Here is a 17974-nt window from a genome sequence, read left to right on the forward strand (position 1 = left end):
TCAATCACAGGGATAGCCGCCGGCGCGCAGCAACGCCCGCGTTTCATAGAGGGGAAGCCCCATGATCGCGCTATGGCTTCCCTGGATGGCGCGGATGAGGCCGGCGGCGCGGCCCTGGATCGCATAGCCGCCCGCCTTGCCGCGCCATTCGCCGCTGGCGAGATAGGCGTCGATCTCCGCCCGCTCCAGCCGCTTGAAGATGACGATATTGGTGGAGAGGCGATGCCGCGCCTTGCCGTCCGCGCCGATCAGGGTGATGGCGCTCAGTACGCGATGACGGCGGCCCGACAGCAGGGTGAGGCAGGCGCGGGCATCCTCCTCGCTTTCCGCCTTGGGCAGGATGCGGCGGCCCGCGGCCACGACCGTATCGCCCGAAAGCACCAGCGCGCCGGGATGGCGGGCAGCCACCAATGCGCCCTTTGCCGCCGCGACCCGCGCCGCATAATGGGCAGGCAGTTCCGCCTTGAGCACGGTTTCGTCGATGTCGGCGGGGTCCACCGCATCGGGGACGACGCCGATCTGCTCCAGCAGCGCGAGACGCCGTGGAGAAGCCGAAGCGAGGATGAGCCGCATCGGGCGTTATTTGAAGCGGTAAGTGATCCGACCCTTGGTCAGGTCGTAGGGGGTCAGCTCGACAAGCACCTCGTCGCCGACCAGCACGCGGATGCGGTTCTTGCGCATCTTGCCAGCAGTGTGGCCGAGAATTTCGTGGTCATTCTCAAGCCGGACGCGAAACATGGCGTTGGGGAGAAGCTCCACAACCTGTCCGCGCATTTCAAGCAGTTCTTCTTTGGCCATAATATCCCAATGTCGAAAAATCGCGCCGCCATAGCGCCAAAATGTGGAAAATGAAAGTCAACTCCGCACGCCGAAGCGTTCACCCGCATCGGCGAGCACTGCAAAGACTTGATCGAGCTGATCTGTATCAAGGCAATAGGGCGGCATCAGATAGATGGTGTTGCCCAAAGGCCGCAGCAAGAGGCCGCGCTCCAGGAAGAAAGCGCGCAGACGCGGCGCGAGATCGGAGAGATAGCCTGCGTCGGGCGCGTTGAGGTCGATGGCGGCGATGGCGCCCAGTTGGCGGGCATGGGCGAAGGCGGGCCGATCCGCCAGCCGGGCGAGTCGCGCGGCGATCCCATCGGACAGATTCGCGATGCGGCCCGGCACATCCTCCTCGCGCCAGATGGCGAGATTGGCGGCGGCGGCCGCGCAGGCGATGGCGTTCGCGGTGTAGCTGGACGAATGATAGAAGAGCCGCGCGCGATCCGTCGACTTGTGCGCGTCGAAGATGCGCGCTGTCGCCAGCGTCGCCGCCAGCGGGATCGCGCCGCCGGTGATGCCCTTTGCCACCGCCATGATGTCGGGCACGACTCCCGCCTGCTCGCAGGCGAAGAGGGTGCCCGTGCGGCCCCACCCCGTCATCACCTCATCGACGATGAACAGCACGTCATGCCGCGCGCAGATCGCCGCCATGTCCCGCAGGACATGCGCCGGATAGATCAGCATCCCGCCTGCGCCCAATATCAGCGGCTCGACGATGAAGGCGGCGGGCTTTTCCGGCGCCGCGCAGGCGGCCTCCAGCGAGTCGAGCGTCCGCTGCTCCCGTCCTGGCGCTGGAAAGGGGATGGTGCCCACGTCGAACAGCAGCGGACTCCAGGCCTGATTGTAAACGCCCCGCTCCCCCACCGACATCGTGCCGATGGTGTCGCCATGATAGCCATGTTCCAGGACAAGGATGCGGTGCCGCGGGGGCGCCAATCCGTCGAGCGCCAGATTGTGCCAATAGCCAAGCGCCATCTTGAGCGCCACTTCCACCGCCGTCGAACCGCTGTCGGAATAGAAGACATGGGTGAGCGGATCGCGCCCGGCCGCGCGCGGGGCGAGGTCGATCAGCCCGCGCGCCACCTCTTCCGCCGGTTCATGCGTGTATCCCGCGAAGATGAGCTGGTCGAGCCGCCCCGCCTGCTCCGCGATGGCGGCGGCGATGCGCGGATGGCAATGGCCATGGGTCGTCACCCACCAGCTCGAAATGCCGTCGATCAGCGTGCCGCCATCGGCCAGATGAAGCACGGCCCCCTCCGCCCGCACAACGCGCGGGATCGGCTCGCCAAGGCCATGCTGGTGGAAGGGGTGCCAGATGGGAGAAGTCATGCGCGCGCTTTAGGACAGGCGTGCGGCCGTGGCTATTCCTTCTGCGATTTCTCGTCCTTCGGGATGGTCGGCACCACCGGCGGCGGCGCATCGTCAGGCGGCGGAGCGATGTCGATTTCGACGCGCCGGTTCTTCGCGCGGCCTTCGGGATCGTCGCTGCCGTCTTCGTGCGCGTTGGGCGCGACCGGCCGCGCCTCGCCCAGCGCGACAAGGGTGATGCGGTCCTTCGCCACGCCCTTTTTCACCAGATGATCGCGCACAGCCTCCGCCCGGATGCGCGAAGCGACCCGGTTGTCCCCGTCCGCGCCGCGCGAATCGCTATGACCGCGCAAGGTGATCGCACCGCCCGCCTTCATGGCCGGCGTGTCGAGCAGCGCGTCGATCGCCTTGCGTCCCGCGTCGTCCAGCCTGAGGCTCGACGCGCCGAATCCGATCACCGCATGGACAGGTTCGATCTCCTCTTCCTCCGCCTTCGTGATGACTTCGGGGCGCAGGATCGACCTGGGCGCATGGGCGCCATTATCCGCTTCGTTCGCCATGGCATTGGCCTGCACGACATTCGCCTCTTCCGGCGCGGGACGCTCGCAGGCCGTCGCGGCCAGACAGAGAGCCAATGCGGGCGGCAGGGCGCGGATCGTCATGCTTCCTCTCCTTTTCCATTGTCACGGACACTGCGGGGCGGCGGCACATAGGAGAGGATCGTATCCCCCTGCTGCGGCGTCGGACCCGATGCATGGGTGAAGAAGCGCAACGCCCCGCCCTTGCGGAGCAGCAGCAGCATGTCCGCGCCGTCGGGCAGATCGGCCTTGGCGTCCTCGAAGGCGAATTGTTCGCTGATCCGCGTCTTGCGGAAGGTCCAGCCCTCCGCCTCCCGGTTCAATATGTCCTCGACGCCGAGGCCTGAGGCGAAGAGCGCGCGCCCCCGCAGCGATTCGGGCAAAGCGCGCGGGTCTTCGTCGTCGCTGGCATCGCCCAGTTGATAGACATTGTCGCGCCCCACCTCCGGCGCGAATTCGTTGCAGACAAGGGCGTTATAGGCTTCATTGTCGGACGCGGCGGCCAGCACCTGAAACTGCGTCAGGTCCAGCCGGTCCTCGGTCGCTTCGGCCAGGATTTCGCCATGATAGGTAGGGATGCCCGACTGGCGCGCGGGCGCGAGCCGCTGCCAGCTATTGTCGGCGATCATCACCGGCACCGCCAACTGGCGCAACTGATCGGCGAGGCTGAGGCTGAACGGCGTCGCCCCGACGATCAACAGCCCGCGATCGCTGGCCCCCGTCACCTTGAGCAGGCGCGCGACGGGCCGGATCGAAAAGCCATGCGCCAATATGGTCGCCACCACCACCGCGAAGGACAGGGTGACGAGGATCGACCCGTCCGCATAGCCCAGCCGGTCCAGCCTGAGCGCGAACAGCCCTGAAATCGCGATCGCCACGATGCCGCGCGGCGCGATCCAGGCGACGAACAGCCGTTCGTTCCACGGCACCGGGCTGAAGGCGAGGCTGAGCAGCACCGTCGCCGGCCGCACCAGGAACAGCAGCGCCAGCAGGAACGCCGCGAAGCGCCATTCGAACTGCCGCAGCACCGTAAGGTCGAGCGAGGCCGACAACAGCACGAACACGCCGGATATCAGCAGGACCGTGATATTCTCCTTGAACGGATGGATATCGCGCAGGGAATCGAGCCGCATGTTCGCCAGCGCGATGCCCATTACCGTCACCGCCAGCAGCCCGGTTTCCTGCTGGATGGCGTTGGACAGCACGAACACGCCGATCACGGCGACCAGCAGCACCGGGGCTTTCAGATATTCCGGCACATGCCCGCGCGGAAAGGCCCAGCCCACCGCGCGCGCCGCAAGCCAGCCGATCAGCCCCGCCACCGCCGCCGCCGCGATCAGCGCCGCGACCACGGCGATCAGCGTCCCGCCTGCCTCCGCCCGGCGCAGATATTCATAAGTGACGACGCCCGCCAGCGCGCCCACCGGATCGTTGACGATCGCTTCCCATTTCAGCACGGCGCGCGGACGCGCCGCGACATTGCTCTGGCGCAGCAGCGGGATGACCACCGTGGGACCGGTCACGATCAGGATACCGGCGAACAGCACGGCCACCGGCCACACAAGCCCCGCGATATAATAGCACGCCAGGATGCCCAGCACCCATCCGATCGGCGCGCCCAGCAGGACCAGGCGCGTCACCGCTCCATCGGTCTTCCGCAATTCCCGGAAATTGAGGCTGAGCCCCCCTTCGAACAGGATCAGCGCCACGGCGATGGACACCATCGGCTCCAGCAGTTCGCCGAACGTCTGTTCCGGATTGACGAGGCCCGTGACAGGCCCGCCGATCACGCCCGCCGCCAGCATCAACGCGATGGCGGGCCAGCCGGTGCGCCAGGCGATCCACTGCGCGCCGATCCCCAAAATGCCGATCAGCGCGATGACCAAAGCCTGTGAATGCATGACGGGCAGCATAGACAGGTGAAAGGGACAACGTCACCCCTCTAAATTCAAAGGAAAAATAGGGCACGCAGCAAAAGGGGGCGCTCAAGCGCCCCCTCTTTCTTAGGGAATTATGCAGCTTGCGAACCCCTCGCGCTGGCTGGGGGACTTAGCTGACTGTGGACATCATATGGGTCCCTCCTTCAAACCGCCCGCGTTATTGGGGCGGTTGCGCCGGGGCGGCCGGTTGTGCCGGTGCGGTCTGGGACGATGCGCCCGCCGCGGCCTGGATACGCTGCTGCAAGGCCGGATCGGCGGCGGCCGCCTGACCCATGGCATTGAACTTTTCAGGCGGAATACCCTTGGCTTCCAGGGCCGCCAGCATCTTCGTCTGCTTTTCGCCGGCGGCGATCGAACTGTCCGACTGGATTTTCGTCACTTCGACGGCGGCATCGGCGAACTGCTTGACATCGGCATCGCTGAAATTGCTTGCGCCCGCCGATGGCGCGGCGGGAGCCGGGCTGGCGGGCGCGGAGTCGGCGGGCGCCGTCTGCGCTGCGAGCGGAAAGGCCGTGAACAGGACCGTCGAACTGATAGCTGTCTTCAAAAAAGTCGATCTGCTGAAACCCATCAACGTGCTTCTCCTTCAGTTGCAAAGGATAAAGCTTTGGAGAATCCATCGCCCATGAAAGGCAAAACCGGCGAAGCGTGGGATTTCAGGGAGCGGCCGTTCGCGCTTTACGATTCACCGCATTTCCTGACCGACTGGCGGCAGCCGATATCGTTACCGGCCGACAATGAATGAGGGGCCGGGAACGCCCCGGCCCATGTTCGCCTTACCAGATCTTCACCCGGTCTTTAGGCGCCAGATAGATCTTGCCGTCCGCCGCAGGCTTGAACGCGTCGTACCATGTGTCGAAGTTCCGCACGATGTCCGCGCGATATTGCGACGGCGCATGCGGGTCGGTGACGAGCCGCTGGCGCAGGTTCGCCTCGCGATAGTTGCGCCGCCACACCTGCGCCCAGCCCAGGAAGAAGCGCTGGTCGCCCGTCGTCCCGTCGATCACCGGCGCAGGCTTGCCGCCCAGCGAGGCGTGATAGGCGTCGAGCGCCACCGCAAGACCCGCCAGATCGCCGATATTCTCGCCCAGCGTGAACGCGCCCTTCACATGCGCGCCGGGGAAGGGTTCATAGGCGTCATATTGCGCGACGAGCTTGTCGGTCAGGCCCTTGAAGGAGGCGACGTCCGCGTCCGTCCACCACTGATTGAGCTTGCCGCTTTCATCATATTTCGCGCCCTGGTCGTCGAAATGATGGCTGAGTTCATGGCCGATCACCGCGCCGATCCCGCCATAGTTGACCGCCGGGTCGGCATGGGGATCGAAGAAGGGCGGTTGCAGGATCGCGGCGGGGAAGACGATCTCCACCATGCCGAAATTGGCATAGGCGTTGATCTCCATCGGCGTCATGAACCATTCCTGCCGGTCGACGGGCTTGCCCAGCTTGTTCATCTCATAATCGAAGGCGAACCGGTTCGACCGCTCGGCATTGCCGAACAGGTCGCCGCGCTCGATCGTCAGGCCCGAATAGTCGCGCCACTTGTCGGGATAGCCGATCTTGGGGGTGAAGGCGGCCAGCTTCTTGTGGGCGCGGGCCTTCGCTTCTCCGCTCATCCATGTGAGGCCGTCGATCCGGCGGCCCATGGCGGCGATCACATTCTTGACGAGCGCATCCATCGCCGCCTTGGTTTCCGGCGGGAAATATTGCGCGACATAGACCTTGCCCACTTCCTCGCCCAATGACGCCTTGAGGAAGTCGATACCGCGCTTCCATCGATCCTCCCGTTGCGGCGTGCCGGACAGGGTGGTTCCGTAAAAGGCGAAATCCTCATTGGCCATAGTATCGGGCAGGAAGTCGGCATAGGTGTGCAGGCTCCGCAGCAGCAGCGCGTCCTTGAGCACGCCGACGGGCGTTTTAGCGATCAGCGCCGCCTCGCCGGTGACGGCACTGGGCTGCGACACGATCAGCGTCCGGGGCGTGAGCGTGTTGGCCGCGAGAAAGGCCGCGAAGTCGAAACCGGGCGCGGCCTTCTGCAAATCGGCCGGCGTCATCTTGTTATAGGTCTTTTCCGCGTCGCGGCTGTCGATCTGGCTCCAGTGGACCCTGGCGACCTCCGTTTCGAACGCCATCAGCGCCTGCGCGCGCGCCTTGGCATCGGCTTCCCCGGCAAGCGTCAGCATCTTTTCCAGATGCGCGACATAGGCGGTGCGGATCGCCGCCATCTTGCCATCCTGTTCCAGATAATAGTCGCGATCGGGCAGCCCGATACCGCTCTGGCGGAGGGTCAGGATATAGCTTTCCGGGTCCTTGTCATCCTGCCCCACATAGATGCCGAACGGGCCGTCGATCCCGGCCCGCGCGGCTTTCGCGGCGAGCGCGACATAGCCCGCCTTGTCCTTTACCTTGCCAATTTCGGCCAGCCACGGCTTGATCGGGGCCAAGCCTTTCGCCTCCACGGCGGCGGCGTCCATATAGCTGGCATAGGCCGCGCCGATCTTGCTGGAAGAGTCCGCCTGCGCCGCTTCCAATATGCCGCGCGTGCGTTCGCGCGACAGATCGTCCAGCGTGTTGAACGCGCCATAGTTGGACTTGTCCGCCGGGATCGGCGTATTCTTCGCCCATGTACCGTTGGCGTGGTCGTAGAAGTCGTCACCCGGCTTCACCGACCTGTCCATGCCCGCCGTGTCGAAACCGTAAGTGCCGTAGGTGGGCTTGCCCGCCTGTGGCGCGGGATCGGCCAGCGCCACGGAAGAAGCCAGTGCCAGCGCCGACATCGCCGCACCGAGGAAAAGATGGTTCATGCGTATTTCCCTTGCTTGAGCGGCCGCACCAAGGCGGCCGGCATGCAGGGACTTGAAACGGCGGCGGACGCCTTGTCCATGTCGTTTGTCGAAAAATAGCAGCCGCTTGCGACTTGGGATCACGCGGCGGGCAGCTTGATTCCGGCGGCGAAGGCGTCCGCCAGACCGGCTGGATCGAGCGCCGGAAGATAGGGCAGACGGCCCAGACTCGCGACCTTGCCCAGCACCGGAATGATCCGCTCATTTTCCGCATGAGGATCGCCGATGAAGGCGATGCCCGCGATCGGCACGCCCCGCGCCCGCAGCGCCGCGATACTGAGCAGGCTGTGATTGATGGTGCCAAGTCCCGTGCGCGCGCAGAGGATCACGGGCACTCCCCAATGGGCGAACAGATCGGCCATCAGCAGCGTCTCGCCGACCGGCACGAGCACGCCACCCGCGCCCTCCACCACCAGCGGCCCGTCGACGCGCGGCAGCGCGAGCCGGTCCAGGCTTATCTCCACCCCGTCGATCCGCGCGGCCAGATGAGGGGAGGCGGGCGTGGTCAGGCGATAGGCTTCGGGCAGGATGCGGCCGGGGGCAAGGCCGGACAGCCGCGCCGCCGTTTCGCTGTCCCCTTCCGGGTCGACGCCCGCCTGGATCGGCTTCCAATAATAGCCGCCGAGCGCGCCCGCGAGCGCCGCGGCGAAGACCGTTTTGCCGATGCCCGTATCGGTGCCGGTCACGACAAGCACGCTCATGCCAGGGCCCGCCGCAATGCTTCGCCCAGCGCCGCGACATCGGCGCGCCCGACATTGAGCGTCAGCGACACGCGCAGGCGGCTTGTCCCCGGCGGCACGGTCGGCGGGCGGATGCCGCGCACGTCGAATCCGTCCGCCTGCAAGGCCGCCGCCACCGCCATGGCGCGGACGTCCTTGCCCAATATCACCGGGATGATCTGGCTGCGCGGGGAGGGCAGGCCCAACGGGGCGCAGATCGTTTCCGCCGCGTCCTGCCGCAGGATGGTGAGACGCTGGCGATGGTCGTCGGCGCTTTCCACCCGGTCGAGCGCCGCCGACACCGCCACGGCCATCAAGGGCGAGGGCGCGGTGGAGAAGATGAAGGGACGCGCCCGGTTGATCAGATAGTCGATATAAAGGCGCGGCCCGCAGACCAGCGCGCCCTCCACGCCCATCGCCTTGCCGCAGGTGTGCAGGCTGACGACGTTGTGAAGGCCGTCCAGTCCCGCTGACAGCCCCCTGCCCGCCGGGCCGAAGACGCCCGTGGCATGGGCCTCGTCCAGCAGCAGCATGGCGTCGTGCCGCGCCGCGATCTCCGCAAGGCCGGCGAGCGGCGCGACGTCTCCGTCCATCGAATAGAGCGTTTCCACCGCGATCCACACCCGGCCCTTGCCGCCTTCGGCGCGCCATGCGGCGATCAGGTCGGCGAAGCTCTGCGCGTCATTGTGGCGGGCGAAGACGGCGGCCGCCTTCGACAGGCGGATGCCGTCATGGACGCTGGCATGGATCAACTCGTCCGCGACGATCAGGTCGCCGCGCTGCGGCAGGGCGGACAGCAGCGCCATGTTCGCCAGCAGGCCATTGGCCAGGAACAGGGCGGCCTCGGTGCGGAAGAAAGCGGCGGCCTTCGCCTCCAGCCCTTCATGTTCGGGCGCGTTGCCGCGCAGCAGGCGCGATCCGCCCGATCCCACCGGCACGCCCCGGCCGACGGCGTCCGCCACTGCCTGCCCGATGATGGGATCGGACGACAGGCCAAGATAGTCGTTGGAGGCGAAGTCGCGGCCCGAGCGGGAAACCAGGCGGCGAAGGCGGCCACGCGATTCCAGCGCGGCCAGTTGCGAGCGATGGGGTTCGCTGTTCATGACCGGAGCCTATAGGCGCGGGTCCGGACGGGAGCAAGAATGGCGTGAAGCCGCCAGCAGATCGCAGCAAGGGACCACCGGACCGGAAAGTCCGACGGTCCCTTGTCCGCCCCTATTTCAGACGCCGTGCGCCAGCGCCGCCAGCAGCAGCAGCGCGACGATATTGGTGATCTTGATCATCGGGTTCACGGCGGGGCCGGCCGTGTCCTTATAGGGATCGCCAACCGTATCGCCCGTCACCGCGGCCTTATGGGCTTCGCTGCCCTTGCCGCCATGATGGCCGTCCTCGATATATTTCTTGGCATTGTCCCATGCGCCGCCGCCCGAGGTCATGGATATGGCGACGAACAGGCCGGAGACGATGACGCCCAGCAGCAACGCGCCCAGAGCCGCGAAGCCGTTGGCCGTTCCCGCCACCGCCGCGATCGCGAAATAGACGACGATCGGCGCCAGCACGGGAAGCAGGCTGGGGATAATCATCTCCTTGATCGCGGCGCGCGTGACGAGGTCAACCGTGCGGGCATAGTTGGGCCGCGACGTGCCCTCCATGATGCCCTTGTTGGTGGCGAACTGGTCGCGCACGTCCTTGACCACGTCGCCCGCCGCGCGGCCAACGGCGGTCATCCCCATCGCGCCGAACAGATAGGGCAGCAGCGCGCCCAGCAGCAGGCCGACGATGACATAGGGATTGGACAGGCTGAAATCGACCGGCTCGGTAAGGCCCAGCGCCGTGTTGTAGAACTTCAGATCCTCCGTATAGGCGCCGAACAGCACCAGCGCGGCAAGGCCCGCCGAACCGATGGCATAGCCCTTCGTCACCGCCTTGGTCGTGTTGCCCACGGCATCGAGCGCATCGGTCTTGACCCGGACGCTGTCGTCCATATGCGCCATTTCCGCGATCCCGCCCGCATTGTCCGTCACCGGACCATAAGCGTCGAGCGCGACCACCATCCCGGCAAGCGCCAGCATGGCCGTGGCGGCAAAGGCGATGCCGATCAGGCCCGCCTGGCTGTAGGCGACGATGATGCCGACCACGATCACCAGCGTCGGCAGCGCGGTCGCTTCGAGGGACACGGCAAGGCCCTGGATGACGTTGGTGCCATGGCCGGTTTCCGATGCGCGGGCGATGGAGCGAACCGGGCGGTAATTGGTGCCGGTATAATATTCGGTGATCCACACGATCAGGCCGGTGACGGCCAGACCCACCATCATCGACCAGAACAGCGCCATGCCGGTATAGCCGCCATTGCCGTCCAGATCGGTGCCGAAGGGCGTATGAAGATCGCCCAGCGTATATTGCGTCACGAAATACAGCGCCGGGATCGACAGGATCACCGTAGTCCAGAGTCCCTTGTAGAGCGCGCCCATGATCGACTGGCTGGCGCCCAGCCGCACCATATAGGTGCCGATGATGGAGGTGATGATGCACACGCCGCCCACGATCAACGGCAGGGCCATCAATTTGTGCAGGAAGGCGTTGTCGACGCCGCTCACCAGCAGCGCGGTCAGCACCATGGTCGCCCCGACCGTCACCACATAGGTTTCGAACAGGTCGGCCGCCATGCCCGCGCAATCGCCGACATTGTCGCCGACATTGTCCGCGATGACGGCGGGATTGCGTGGATCATCCTCCGGAATGCCTGCTTCCACCTTGCCGACGAGGTCCGCGCCCACGTCAGCCGCCTTGGTGAAGATGCCGCCGCCCAGACGCGCGAAGATGGAGATCAGCGACGCGCCGAACGCCAGCGCCACCAGGGAGTCGATCACCAGCCGGTCATCGGGCGCATGGCCCGCCGGACCTGTCAGATACCAGTAGAAGACGCTGATCGCGAGCAAGGCGAGGCCCGCCACCAGCATCCCTGTGATGGCTCCCGCCCGGAAGGCGACGGTCAATCCCTGTTGCAGCGTGCCGCGCGCGGCTTCGGCGGTGCGGACATTGGCGCGGACGGAAATGTTCATCCCGATGAACCCCGCCGCGCCCGAAAGGATCGCGCCGATCAGGAAACCCACGGCCGATGTCACGCCCAGAAAGAAGAAGACCAGCGCCGCGACGACGATGCCGACCAGCGCGATGGTCGTATATTGCCGGCCCAGATAGGCTTTCGCGCCTTCCTGGATCGCGCCCGCTATGGCCTGCATGGTTTCATTGCCCGGCGATGCGGCCAATACCTGACGACTGGTGAAAAGGCCGTAGAGCACGGCCAGCAGGCCGCACCCTATGGCGATATAGACAATCTGCATGGATGTTCCTCTCCCCCTATTATGAGATGCATCGGCCGCTCCGCAGGGATGACGGACGGGCGAAGAACGTCAAGGCGGGCGGCCGGAAACAGACATGTCCGGCATCGGGCACCGCATCACTCAGCATCAGGGTCGCGCGCATCAGGCAGTCCAACCGGGCTGAAAACAGGATCGTGCGAAGCTACAGGGCGTAAAGGCTGCGTCAACCCATTATGATGTGACGTGATTCAAGCGAATTTCAGCCATGCTCCCAACCGAGCCTGCCGGGCAGCGGCACCGCCGCGCCGTCGATCATCAGCGTCAGGCCGCTTCCCGCCGAAAAGCGCCCCACGGGAATGGCGCGCACCGGCGGCTTCACCTTGGGCGGCAGGGCGAAGAGCAGCTCATAATCGTCCCCCGCCCGCGCCGCCGCGATCTGGACCGCGGTGCTGCCGCCGCGCACCGCCTCCAACGCGGGCGACAGGGGAATATGGTCGATGGTGACGGCCAGCCCGCTCGCCGCCGCCATGCGCGACGCATCCAGCAGCAGACCGTCCGACACGTCCATCATCGCATGGACGATCGGCGCGAGCAGCGCCCCTTCGGCAAGGCGCGGGCGCGGGCGGCGATAGGCTTCGACCAGCGGCCCGGCGGCCTGTGGGGCCGAGCGGGCAAGCTCCAGCCCGATCCCCGCATCGCCCACCGGGCCGGTCAGGTACAGATGGTCGCCCGCCCGCCCCCCGCTGCGCGCGGGAACCGGGCCGGCCGCCTCGCCGATGGCGGTCAGGCTGTAGCTGCGCGGGGCGCGGGGCGGCAGCTTCACCGTGTCGCCGCCCAGCAGCGGCATGGCATGGCGATTCAGCGCTTCGTTCAAACCCTCCAGAAAGGCCGCGTCCCAGCTTTCGTCGCCCGACAGCGCATAGCCCAGCAGGCAACCGACGGGCCGCGCGCCCTTGGCGGCAAGGTCGGACAGATTCACCGCCGCCAGCTTCCACCCGATATCGGCGGGCGGGTCGGCGGGCAGATAGTGGACGCCCTCCGCCATCGTATCGCTGGTGAGGATGAGCCGCGCGCCGCCGATTTCCAGCACCGCCGCATCGTCGGCCAGGCCGCGCGCGGCGGGGTCGGTCGCCATCGCGCGCAAAAGGGCAAGGAAACGGGATTCAGCGGACATGGCGCGAATCTAGCCTATTTTCCGCGCTTGCGCTCCTCAGGGCGCGCTTATTTCCGCACATCCTTCGCCACCGCGTCCAGCAGGCCGTTGACAAAACCCGCCTCGCGCTTGTCGTAGAAGGCGTGGGCGACGTCGACATATTCGCTGATGACGGTGCCGGTCGCGACATCCTTGCGCGCCAGCAGTTCATAAGCGCCCGCGCGCAGGATCTGGCGCATCGGCTTATCGAGCCGATCGAGGCTCCATCCCTTGCTGAGCCGCGCGGCGACGATGCCGTCGATTTCGTCCCGGCGTTTGTCCACGCCCGATACGATGTCGTCGAAGAACGTCTCCTCCGCCTGCGTGTAGGTCACATCCTCGATGGTCGCGCCCAGGCGGTGCTGGTGGAATTCATGCAGCAGGGAAGCGAGCGGCGTGCCCTCCATCTCCAACTGGTAAAGCGCCTGAACCGCGGCAAGGCGCGCGGCGGAGCGGGATCTGGAGCGTTCGTTCATGTGTCTTTCCATAACCGTTCGGGGGAACGGAAACTATTGCAAACGGAGCGCCACCGAAGCGGCATGGGCGGGAAGCCCCTCCGCCTTCGCCAGCGCGACCGCGGCGGGACCGATGGCGTTGACCGCGCCCTGATCCAGCCCAAGGAAGCTGGTGCGCTTCATGAAATCGAGCACTGAAAGGCCCGACGAGAAACGGGCGCGGCGTCCCGTCGGCAGCACATGGTTCGGCCCCGCGACATAATCGCCCACCGCTTCGGGCGTCATGCGGCCCAGGAAGACGGACCCGGCATGACGCACCTGCGCGAACAGGGCGTCGGGATCGTCCACCGCCAGTTCGAGATGTTCGGGCGCAAGGCGGTCGACCAGCGGCATCGCCTCATCCCAATCGCGGACGAGGATGATCGCGCCGTTGACGGCCCAGCTCGCGGCCGCAACCGCGCCGGTCGAAAGCCGCGGAATCTGCCGCTCGACCGCCGCCGCCGCCGCATCGGCAAAGGCCGCGTCGTCGGTGAAGAGGATCGACTGGCTGGTCGGATCATGTTCCGACTGGCTGAGGAGGTCTGCGGCGATCCATTCGGGATCGTTCTTCGCGTCGGCCACGACCACGATTTCGGACGGCCCGGCCACCATGTCGATGCCGACCACGCCGTAAAGCTGGCGCTTGGCTTCGGCGACCCAGGCATTGCCGGGACCGGTGATGACATCGACCGGCCTGATCCGGTCCGTGCCATAGGCAAGCGCGGCGACGGCCTGCGCCCCGCCCACGCGCCAGATTTCCTCGATCCCGGCGATCTGCGCGGCGGCGAGGACCAGCGGATTGATCTCCCCGCCCGGCGTGGGCGTCACCATGGCGATGCGCGATACGCCCGCGACCTTGGCCGGAATGACGTTCATCAGCAGCGAGCTGGGATAGGCCGCGCGTCCGCCCGGCACATAGAGGCCCGCCGCATCCACCGCGCTCCACCGCGCGCCCAGGCGCACGCCCGCGCCGTCCACGCCGTCGCTGTCCTGCGGCTTCTGCTTTTCGTGATAGGCCGTGATCCGCGCCGCCGCGAGTTGCAGCGCGTCGCGCAGTTCCGTCGGAATGCTCTCCAGCGCCGCGCGGCATTCGGCAGGCGTCACCGCCCAGCCGCTGACGTTCAGGTCATGCCGGTCGAAGCGCGCGGTATAGTCGGCCAGCGCCGCATCGCCCTCCGCGCGGACGCGCCTCAGGATCGCGGTCACGTCGCGCGACACGTCCGCGTCCGCCTCGCGCCGCGCATCGACCAGCGCGGTGAAGGCGGCGGCGAAATCCCCGTCCCGGCTATCCAGTCTAAGCGGCATTGTTCGCCCCCACGGCCTTGCGGAAGGCTTCGACCAGCGGCGCGAGTTCGGCCGAGCGCATCTTGTAGGCCGCCCGGTTGACGATCAGCCGCGCCGACACCTGCATGATGACGTTGGTTTCGACAAGCCCATTCGCCTTGAGCGTCGCGCCCGACGACACGAGGTCGACGATGCGGCGCGACAGGCCGAGCGACGGGGCAAGCTCCATCGCGCCATTGAGCTTCACGCATTCGGCCTGGATGCCCCGCGCCTCATAATAGGTGCGGGTGAGGTGCGGATATTTGGTGGCGACGCGCACATGGCTCATCGCGGCCTCATCCTCATCGGCGAGGCCGGCGGGTTCCGCGACCGACAGGCGGCAATGGCCGATATCGAGGTCGACGGGCGCATAAAGCTCCGAATAATCGAACTCGTCCACCACGTCGGAGCCGACGATGCCGATCTGCGCCGCCCCATGCGCCACGAACGTCGCCACGTCGAAAGCGCGCACGCGGATGATCGACACGTCCGGCCGGTTGGTGGCGAAGCGCAGCGCGCGGCTCTTCTTGTCATGGAACTCCGCCTCCGGCTCGATACCGGCGCGCGCGAGCAGGGGCAGCGCTTCATCGAGGATGCGCCCCTTGGGAATGGCGAAGGTGAGCGGGCGAGTCATGACCGGCGGGCCTTAGCCGCTCGACGCGTAGTAAACAATACTCAGGCCGCCTCAGCCATCGCCGCTTCGGTGGCGGCGATCCAGCCGCCGCCCAGCACCCGCTCGCCCGCATAAAGCACTGCGGCCTGCCCCGGCGCGACACCATATTCGGGCGCGTTGAAGATCAGGCGATCGCCATCGAGCCGCGCGGGCACGGGCTTCGCCATGGAGCGGACCTTGGCGGTGAGGGGTTCCGTAAAATCTCCGCCCAGCCAGTTGATGTCGGACAGCCGCGCCGCGCCCACCGCCAGCGCCGCCTTCGGCCCGACGATCACGCGCCGCCCTTCGGCATCGAGCCGCACGACATAGAGCGGATCGGGCTGACCGCCGATCTCCAGCCCCTTGCGCTGACCGACCGTGTAATGGATCATGCCCTTGTGCCGTCCCAGCACGCGACCGTCGACATGGACGATATCGCCGCCTTCATCCGCATCGGGGCGCAGTTTCCGCACGATCTTCGCATAATCGCCGTCAGGAACGAAGCAAATGTCCTGGCTGTCGGGCTTCAAGGCCACCGACAGGCCGAGTTCCGCCGCGATCTCCCGCACCTGCGGCTTGGGCAGGCCCCCCAGCGGAAAGCGCAGATAATCGAGCTGCGCCTGAGTCGTCGCAAAGAGGAAATAGCTCTGGTCCCGCGCCGGATCGGCGGCGCGATGCAGTTCCGCGCCCTGCGGTCCCTCCACCCGACGGACATAATGGCCGGTCGCCAGGCAGTCCGCGCCCAGGTCGCGCGCGATCTGGAACAGGTCGGTGAACTTCACCCCCATATTGCATTTGACGCAGGGGATGGGCGTGCGGCCAGCCATATATTCATCGGCGAAGTCGGCGATCACCGAATCGCGGAACCGGCTTTCATAATCAAAGACATAGTGCGCTATACCAATCCGGTCGGCGACCGCGCGCGCGTCGCGTATGTCCTGCCCGGCGCAGCAGCTCCCGGTGCGGCCCACCGCCGCGCCATGATCGTAAAGCTGGAGCGTCACGCCAATGGTTTCCGCGCCCGTGCGCGCGGCCAGCGCGGCGACGACGCTCGAATCCACGCCGCCGGACATGGCGACGACGATGCGCCGCGCGTCGAATGGCTCGGACAACTGGAATTCTGGCTGCATGGGCGCGCATATAGTCGCCCTTCCTTTCCGGTTCCAGCGGGAAACATGCGACGAACCGTTGCCGGGTTTACCGAGCTTTATTCTTTTCCCCCTACACCCCTGCTCATGGATTTGGGATTCATTCGAGGCGGCGGGCTGAGTCCCGCCAACGCCAGACCCGTCAGCCTGCCGCATATTCCGGTATGGCCCCTGCTTCGCGCCACATCGGCCGCGGCGCAGGCCGCCAGCCCGACAGCGCAGGCGGTGGCGGGCCTTCTGCGGGGGCAGGAGGGAAGCGAGGACTGGATTCAGGAACTGGCCGAAATCCTCGCGCCGCGTTCCGACGGCATGATCGGGGCCGTTCGCCTTGGGGGCAGCTTCAACCCGCCGGTCGCGAGCCGGTTAGGGAGAGGCAAGGATGATGAAGGAGGTGTTTACCGTGGCGCTTTAGCCGATCTTCAGGGCTGACGCGCATAAGGGAAACCACTTTCCGAAATCGGCAATGCCAGTGCCGCTATTTGAGGGTTAGAATGATTGAAAACCAGAAAATCAGACCTGCACAGGTCGTCGGGCCGCTCGGAGAACCCCTGACTCTGGACAGCCTGCCCCCCGCGAACACAACGCGCTGGGTCGTGCGCCGCAAGGCTGAAGTGGTCGCCGCCGTCAATGGCGGGCTGCTGAGCGTGGACGAGGCGTGCAAACGCTATGACCTGACGCTGGAGGAATTCGCAAGCTGGCAGCGCGCGGTGGACCGTTCGGGCATGCACGGCCTGCGTGTCACCCGCATCCAATATTATAAATCCCTCTACGAACGGCAGCAGCGTTTCTAAGCTGGCGCTTTCCGCAGCGACATAAAAAAGGCCGCGGGCTTGCTTCCGCGGCCTTTTTTATGTCGTGCATCCCCCGGTGCACGGGGATCGTTTTTCAGCCGAAATTTTTCTCAAGGAACGGAAAGCCGCTTTCTCCGTTGAATGCATCAGCCAACCCGCTTGGGGGCGCTGGTGCAAGGAGAGAGAAATATGGGCATTATCTTATGGCTTATCGTCGGCGGCATCGTCGGCTGGCTCGCCAGCATGGTCATGCGGACCGACGCGCAACAGGGCATTCTGCTGAACATCGTGGTCGGAATCGTCGGCGCCTTCATCGGCGGCCTCATCTTCAGCGGCGGTTCGATCAACGAGGGCCTGACCCTCTACAGCTTCCTCGTGTCGCTGGTCGGAGCGATCATCCTGCTCGCGATCGTGAACCTGATACGGCGCGGCTCGGTCCGCTGACGAAAAGCATCCTGTTTGCATCGCAAAAAAGGGCCGCACATCCCCAGCATGAGGGATGGAGCGGCCCTTTTCCCGTCGTTTCCCTGCCCTGTCAGCGGCGCGCCGCGAACAGGCGGTAGACCGCCAATATCACGACCGATCCCACGATGGCGGCAATGAAGCCGGCGGATTCGTCCGGACCATAAAAGCCCGCCAGCCGCCCGACATAGCCCGCCAGCAAGGCGCCCGCGATGCCCAGCAGCATCGTCACGATGCAACCGCCCGGATCGCGTCCCGGCATGATGAGCCGCGCTACGGCGCCTGCCAGCAAGCCGATGAAAATCCATCCCATCAATTCCATGATGCGCCTCCCTCCTCCTCTTCACCAAGCGATTGCGCCGCGGCCGCGGCGTCTTGCAAG

19 protein-coding genes are annotated in these 17974 nt (G+C 66.1%); 3 read left to right on the plus strand and 16 right to left on the minus strand.

Going from position 1 to position 17974, the window contains the following annotated elements:
- From IQ35_RS12820 to mnmA, 15 genes are all read right to left on the minus strand, one after another.
- On the minus strand, positions 1-573 hold the full coding sequence (locus IQ35_RS12820) for a Maf family protein (protein WP_145074008.1): 573 nt from the start codon (positions 571-573) through the stop codon (positions 1-3).
- Between the two features lie 6 nt (positions 574-579).
- Positions 580-798: a translation initiation factor IF-1 gene (gene infA / locus IQ35_RS12825; RefSeq protein WP_003049127.1), complete on the minus strand. Its 219-nt coding sequence runs from the start codon at positions 796-798 to the stop codon at positions 580-582.
- Between the two features lie 57 nt (positions 799-855).
- Positions 856-2151 (minus strand): adenosylmethionine--8-amino-7-oxononanoate transaminase, encoded by a 1296-nt coding sequence (locus tag IQ35_RS12830; protein WP_145074011.1) that lies wholly within the window; start codon positions 2149-2151, stop codon positions 856-858.
- 32 nt (positions 2152-2183) lie between these two features.
- Positions 2184-2792 (minus strand): OmpA family protein, encoded by a 609-nt coding sequence (locus tag IQ35_RS12835; protein ID WP_221442081.1) that lies wholly within the window; start codon positions 2790-2792, stop codon positions 2184-2186.
- The gene (locus IQ35_RS12840) at positions 2789-4609 is read right to left on the minus strand and encodes a cation:proton antiporter (RefSeq protein WP_236614736.1); all 1821 of its coding nucleotides are present in this window, start codon (positions 4607-4609) and stop codon (positions 2789-2791) included. Before IQ35_RS12840 ends, IQ35_RS12835 begins: the two co-directional genes overlap by 4 nt.
- Positions 4610-4805: 196 nt before the next feature.
- A complete protein-coding gene (locus tag IQ35_RS12845; RefSeq protein WP_031290875.1) occupies positions 4806-5222 on the minus strand; it encodes a DUF4168 domain-containing protein in 417 nt (138 codons plus the stop codon).
- A 202-nt stretch (positions 5223-5424) separates the two neighbouring features.
- Complete coding sequence (locus tag IQ35_RS12850) at positions 5425-7449, minus strand: M13 family metallopeptidase (RefSeq protein ID WP_145074014.1); 2025 nt, start codon at positions 7447-7449, stop codon at positions 5425-5427.
- Positions 7450-7568: 119 nt separating this feature from the next.
- On the minus strand, positions 7569-8189 hold the full coding sequence (gene bioD / locus IQ35_RS12855) for a dethiobiotin synthase (RefSeq protein ID WP_021244490.1): 621 nt from the start codon (positions 8187-8189) through the stop codon (positions 7569-7571).
- Positions 8186-9310: an 8-amino-7-oxononanoate synthase gene (locus IQ35_RS12860; RefSeq protein ID WP_021244489.1), complete on the minus strand. Its 1125-nt coding sequence runs from the start codon at positions 9308-9310 to the stop codon at positions 8186-8188. Before IQ35_RS12860 ends, bioD begins: the two co-directional genes overlap by 4 nt.
- Before the next feature lie 117 nt (positions 9311-9427).
- Complete coding sequence (locus IQ35_RS12865) at positions 9428-11551, minus strand: sodium-translocating pyrophosphatase (protein WP_021244488.1); 2124 nt, start codon at positions 11549-11551, stop codon at positions 9428-9430.
- Between the two features lie 238 nt (positions 11552-11789).
- Positions 11790-12704: a thiamine-phosphate kinase gene (gene thiL, locus IQ35_RS12870; protein ID WP_059140366.1), complete on the minus strand. Its 915-nt coding sequence runs from the start codon at positions 12702-12704 to the stop codon at positions 11790-11792.
- A gap of 47 nt (positions 12705-12751) precedes the next feature.
- Positions 12752-13198 carry a transcription antitermination factor NusB gene (gene nusB, locus IQ35_RS12875; RefSeq protein WP_021244486.1) on the minus strand — a complete coding sequence of 149 codons (447 nt, stop codon included), beginning with the start codon at positions 13196-13198 and terminating at the stop codon, positions 12752-12754.
- Positions 13199-13231: 33 nt separating this feature from the next.
- Positions 13232-14521 (minus strand): histidinol dehydrogenase, encoded by a 1290-nt coding sequence (gene hisD, locus IQ35_RS12880; RefSeq protein WP_021244485.1) that lies wholly within the window; start codon positions 14519-14521, stop codon positions 13232-13234.
- The gene (gene hisG / locus IQ35_RS12885; protein WP_021244484.1) at positions 14511-15173 is read right to left on the minus strand and encodes an ATP phosphoribosyltransferase; all 663 of its coding nucleotides are present in this window, start codon (positions 15171-15173) and stop codon (positions 14511-14513) included. The genes hisD and hisG overlap by 11 nt, the downstream gene beginning before the upstream one ends.
- Positions 15174-15214: 41 nt before the next feature.
- Complete coding sequence (gene mnmA, locus IQ35_RS12890; RefSeq protein ID WP_021244483.1) at positions 15215-16321, minus strand: tRNA 2-thiouridine(34) synthase MnmA; 1107 nt, start codon at positions 16319-16321, stop codon at positions 15215-15217.
- A gap of 111 nt (positions 16322-16432) precedes the next feature.
- Here mnmA and IQ35_RS12895 point away from each other — a divergent pair, with 111 nt between their 5' ends.
- The 3 genes from IQ35_RS12895 to IQ35_RS12905 all read left to right on the plus strand — a co-directional run bounded on the left by IQ35_RS12895 (position 16433) and on the right by IQ35_RS12905 (position 17574).
- On the plus strand, positions 16433-16768 hold the full coding sequence (locus tag IQ35_RS12895) for a hypothetical protein (protein ID WP_236614735.1): 336 nt from the start codon (positions 16433-16435) through the stop codon (positions 16766-16768).
- A gap of 62 nt (positions 16769-16830) precedes the next feature.
- The gene (sciP, locus tag IQ35_RS12900; RefSeq protein ID WP_021244481.1) at positions 16831-17130 is read left to right on the plus strand and encodes a CtrA inhibitor SciP; all 300 of its coding nucleotides are present in this window, start codon (positions 16831-16833) and stop codon (positions 17128-17130) included.
- A 189-nt stretch (positions 17131-17319) separates the two neighbouring features.
- On the plus strand, positions 17320-17574 hold the full coding sequence (locus tag IQ35_RS12905) for a GlsB/YeaQ/YmgE family stress response membrane protein (protein WP_021244480.1): 255 nt from the start codon (positions 17320-17322) through the stop codon (positions 17572-17574).
- Between the two features lie 91 nt (positions 17575-17665).
- On the opposite strand, the gene IQ35_RS12910 is transcribed toward IQ35_RS12905, so the two are convergent.
- Complete coding sequence (locus tag IQ35_RS12910) at positions 17666-17914, minus strand: GlsB/YeaQ/YmgE family stress response membrane protein (protein WP_145074017.1); 249 nt, start codon at positions 17912-17914, stop codon at positions 17666-17668.
- Positions 17915-17974 lie beyond the last annotated feature (60 nt).

Source organism: Sphingobium wenxiniae, from assembly GCF_007830065.1.
GTDB lineage: Bacteria > Pseudomonadota > Alphaproteobacteria > Sphingomonadales > Sphingomonadaceae > Sphingobium > Sphingobium wenxiniae.

Bases quoted from the DNA above. Each gene is read 5' to 3' on its own strand.
- IQ35_RS12835 (WP_221442081.1), bottom strand. From the start codon at position 2,792: ATGACGATCCGCGCCCTGCCGCCCGCATTGGCTCTCTGTCTGGCCGCG.
- nusB (WP_021244486.1), bottom strand. From the start codon at position 13,198: ATGAACGAACGCTCCAGATCCCGCTCCGCCGCGCGCCTTGCCGCGGTT.
- IQ35_RS12850 (WP_145074014.1), bottom strand. From the start codon at position 7,449: ATGAACCATCTTTTCCTCGGTGCGGCGATGTCGGCGCTGGCACTGGCT.
- bioD (WP_021244490.1), bottom strand. From the start codon at position 8,189: ATGAGCGTGCTTGTCGTGACCGGCACCGATACGGGCATCGGCAAAACG.
- IQ35_RS12860 (WP_021244489.1), bottom strand. From the start codon at position 9,310: ATGAACAGCGAACCCCATCGCTCGCAACTGGCCGCGCTGGAATCGCGT.
- hisD (WP_021244485.1), bottom strand. From the start codon at position 14,521: ATGCCGCTTAGACTGGATAGCCGGGACGGGGATTTCGCCGCCGCCTTC.
- IQ35_RS12865 (WP_021244488.1), bottom strand. From the start codon at position 11,551: ATGCAGATTGTCTATATCGCCATAGGGTGCGGCCTGCTGGCCGTGCTC.
- IQ35_RS12820 (WP_145074008.1), bottom strand. From the start codon at position 573: ATGCGGCTCATCCTCGCTTCGGCTTCTCCACGGCGTCTCGCGCTGCTG.
- hisG (WP_021244484.1), bottom strand. From the start codon at position 15,173: ATGACTCGCCCGCTCACCTTCGCCATTCCCAAGGGGCGCATCCTCGAT.
- mnmA (WP_021244483.1), bottom strand. From the start codon at position 16,321: ATGCAGCCAGAATTCCAGTTGTCCGAGCCATTCGACGCGCGGCGCATC.
- IQ35_RS12840 (WP_236614736.1), bottom strand. From the start codon at position 4,609: ATGCATTCACAGGCTTTGGTCATCGCGCTGATCGGCATTTTGGGGATC.
- IQ35_RS12905 (WP_021244480.1), top strand. From the start codon at position 17,320: ATGGGCATTATCTTATGGCTTATCGTCGGCGGCATCGTCGGCTGGCTC.
- infA (WP_003049127.1), bottom strand. From the start codon at position 798: ATGGCCAAAGAAGAACTGCTTGAAATGCGCGGACAGGTTGTGGAGCTT.
- IQ35_RS12910 (WP_145074017.1), bottom strand. From the start codon at position 17,914: ATGGAATTGATGGGATGGATTTTCATCGGCTTGCTGGCAGGCGCCGTA.
- IQ35_RS12830 (WP_145074011.1), bottom strand. From the start codon at position 2,151: ATGACTTCTCCCATCTGGCACCCCTTCCACCAGCATGGCCTTGGCGAG.
- sciP (WP_021244481.1), top strand. From the start codon at position 16,831: ATGATTGAAAACCAGAAAATCAGACCTGCACAGGTCGTCGGGCCGCTC.
- thiL (WP_059140366.1), bottom strand. From the start codon at position 12,704: ATGTCCGCTGAATCCCGTTTCCTTGCCCTTTTGCGCGCGATGGCGACC.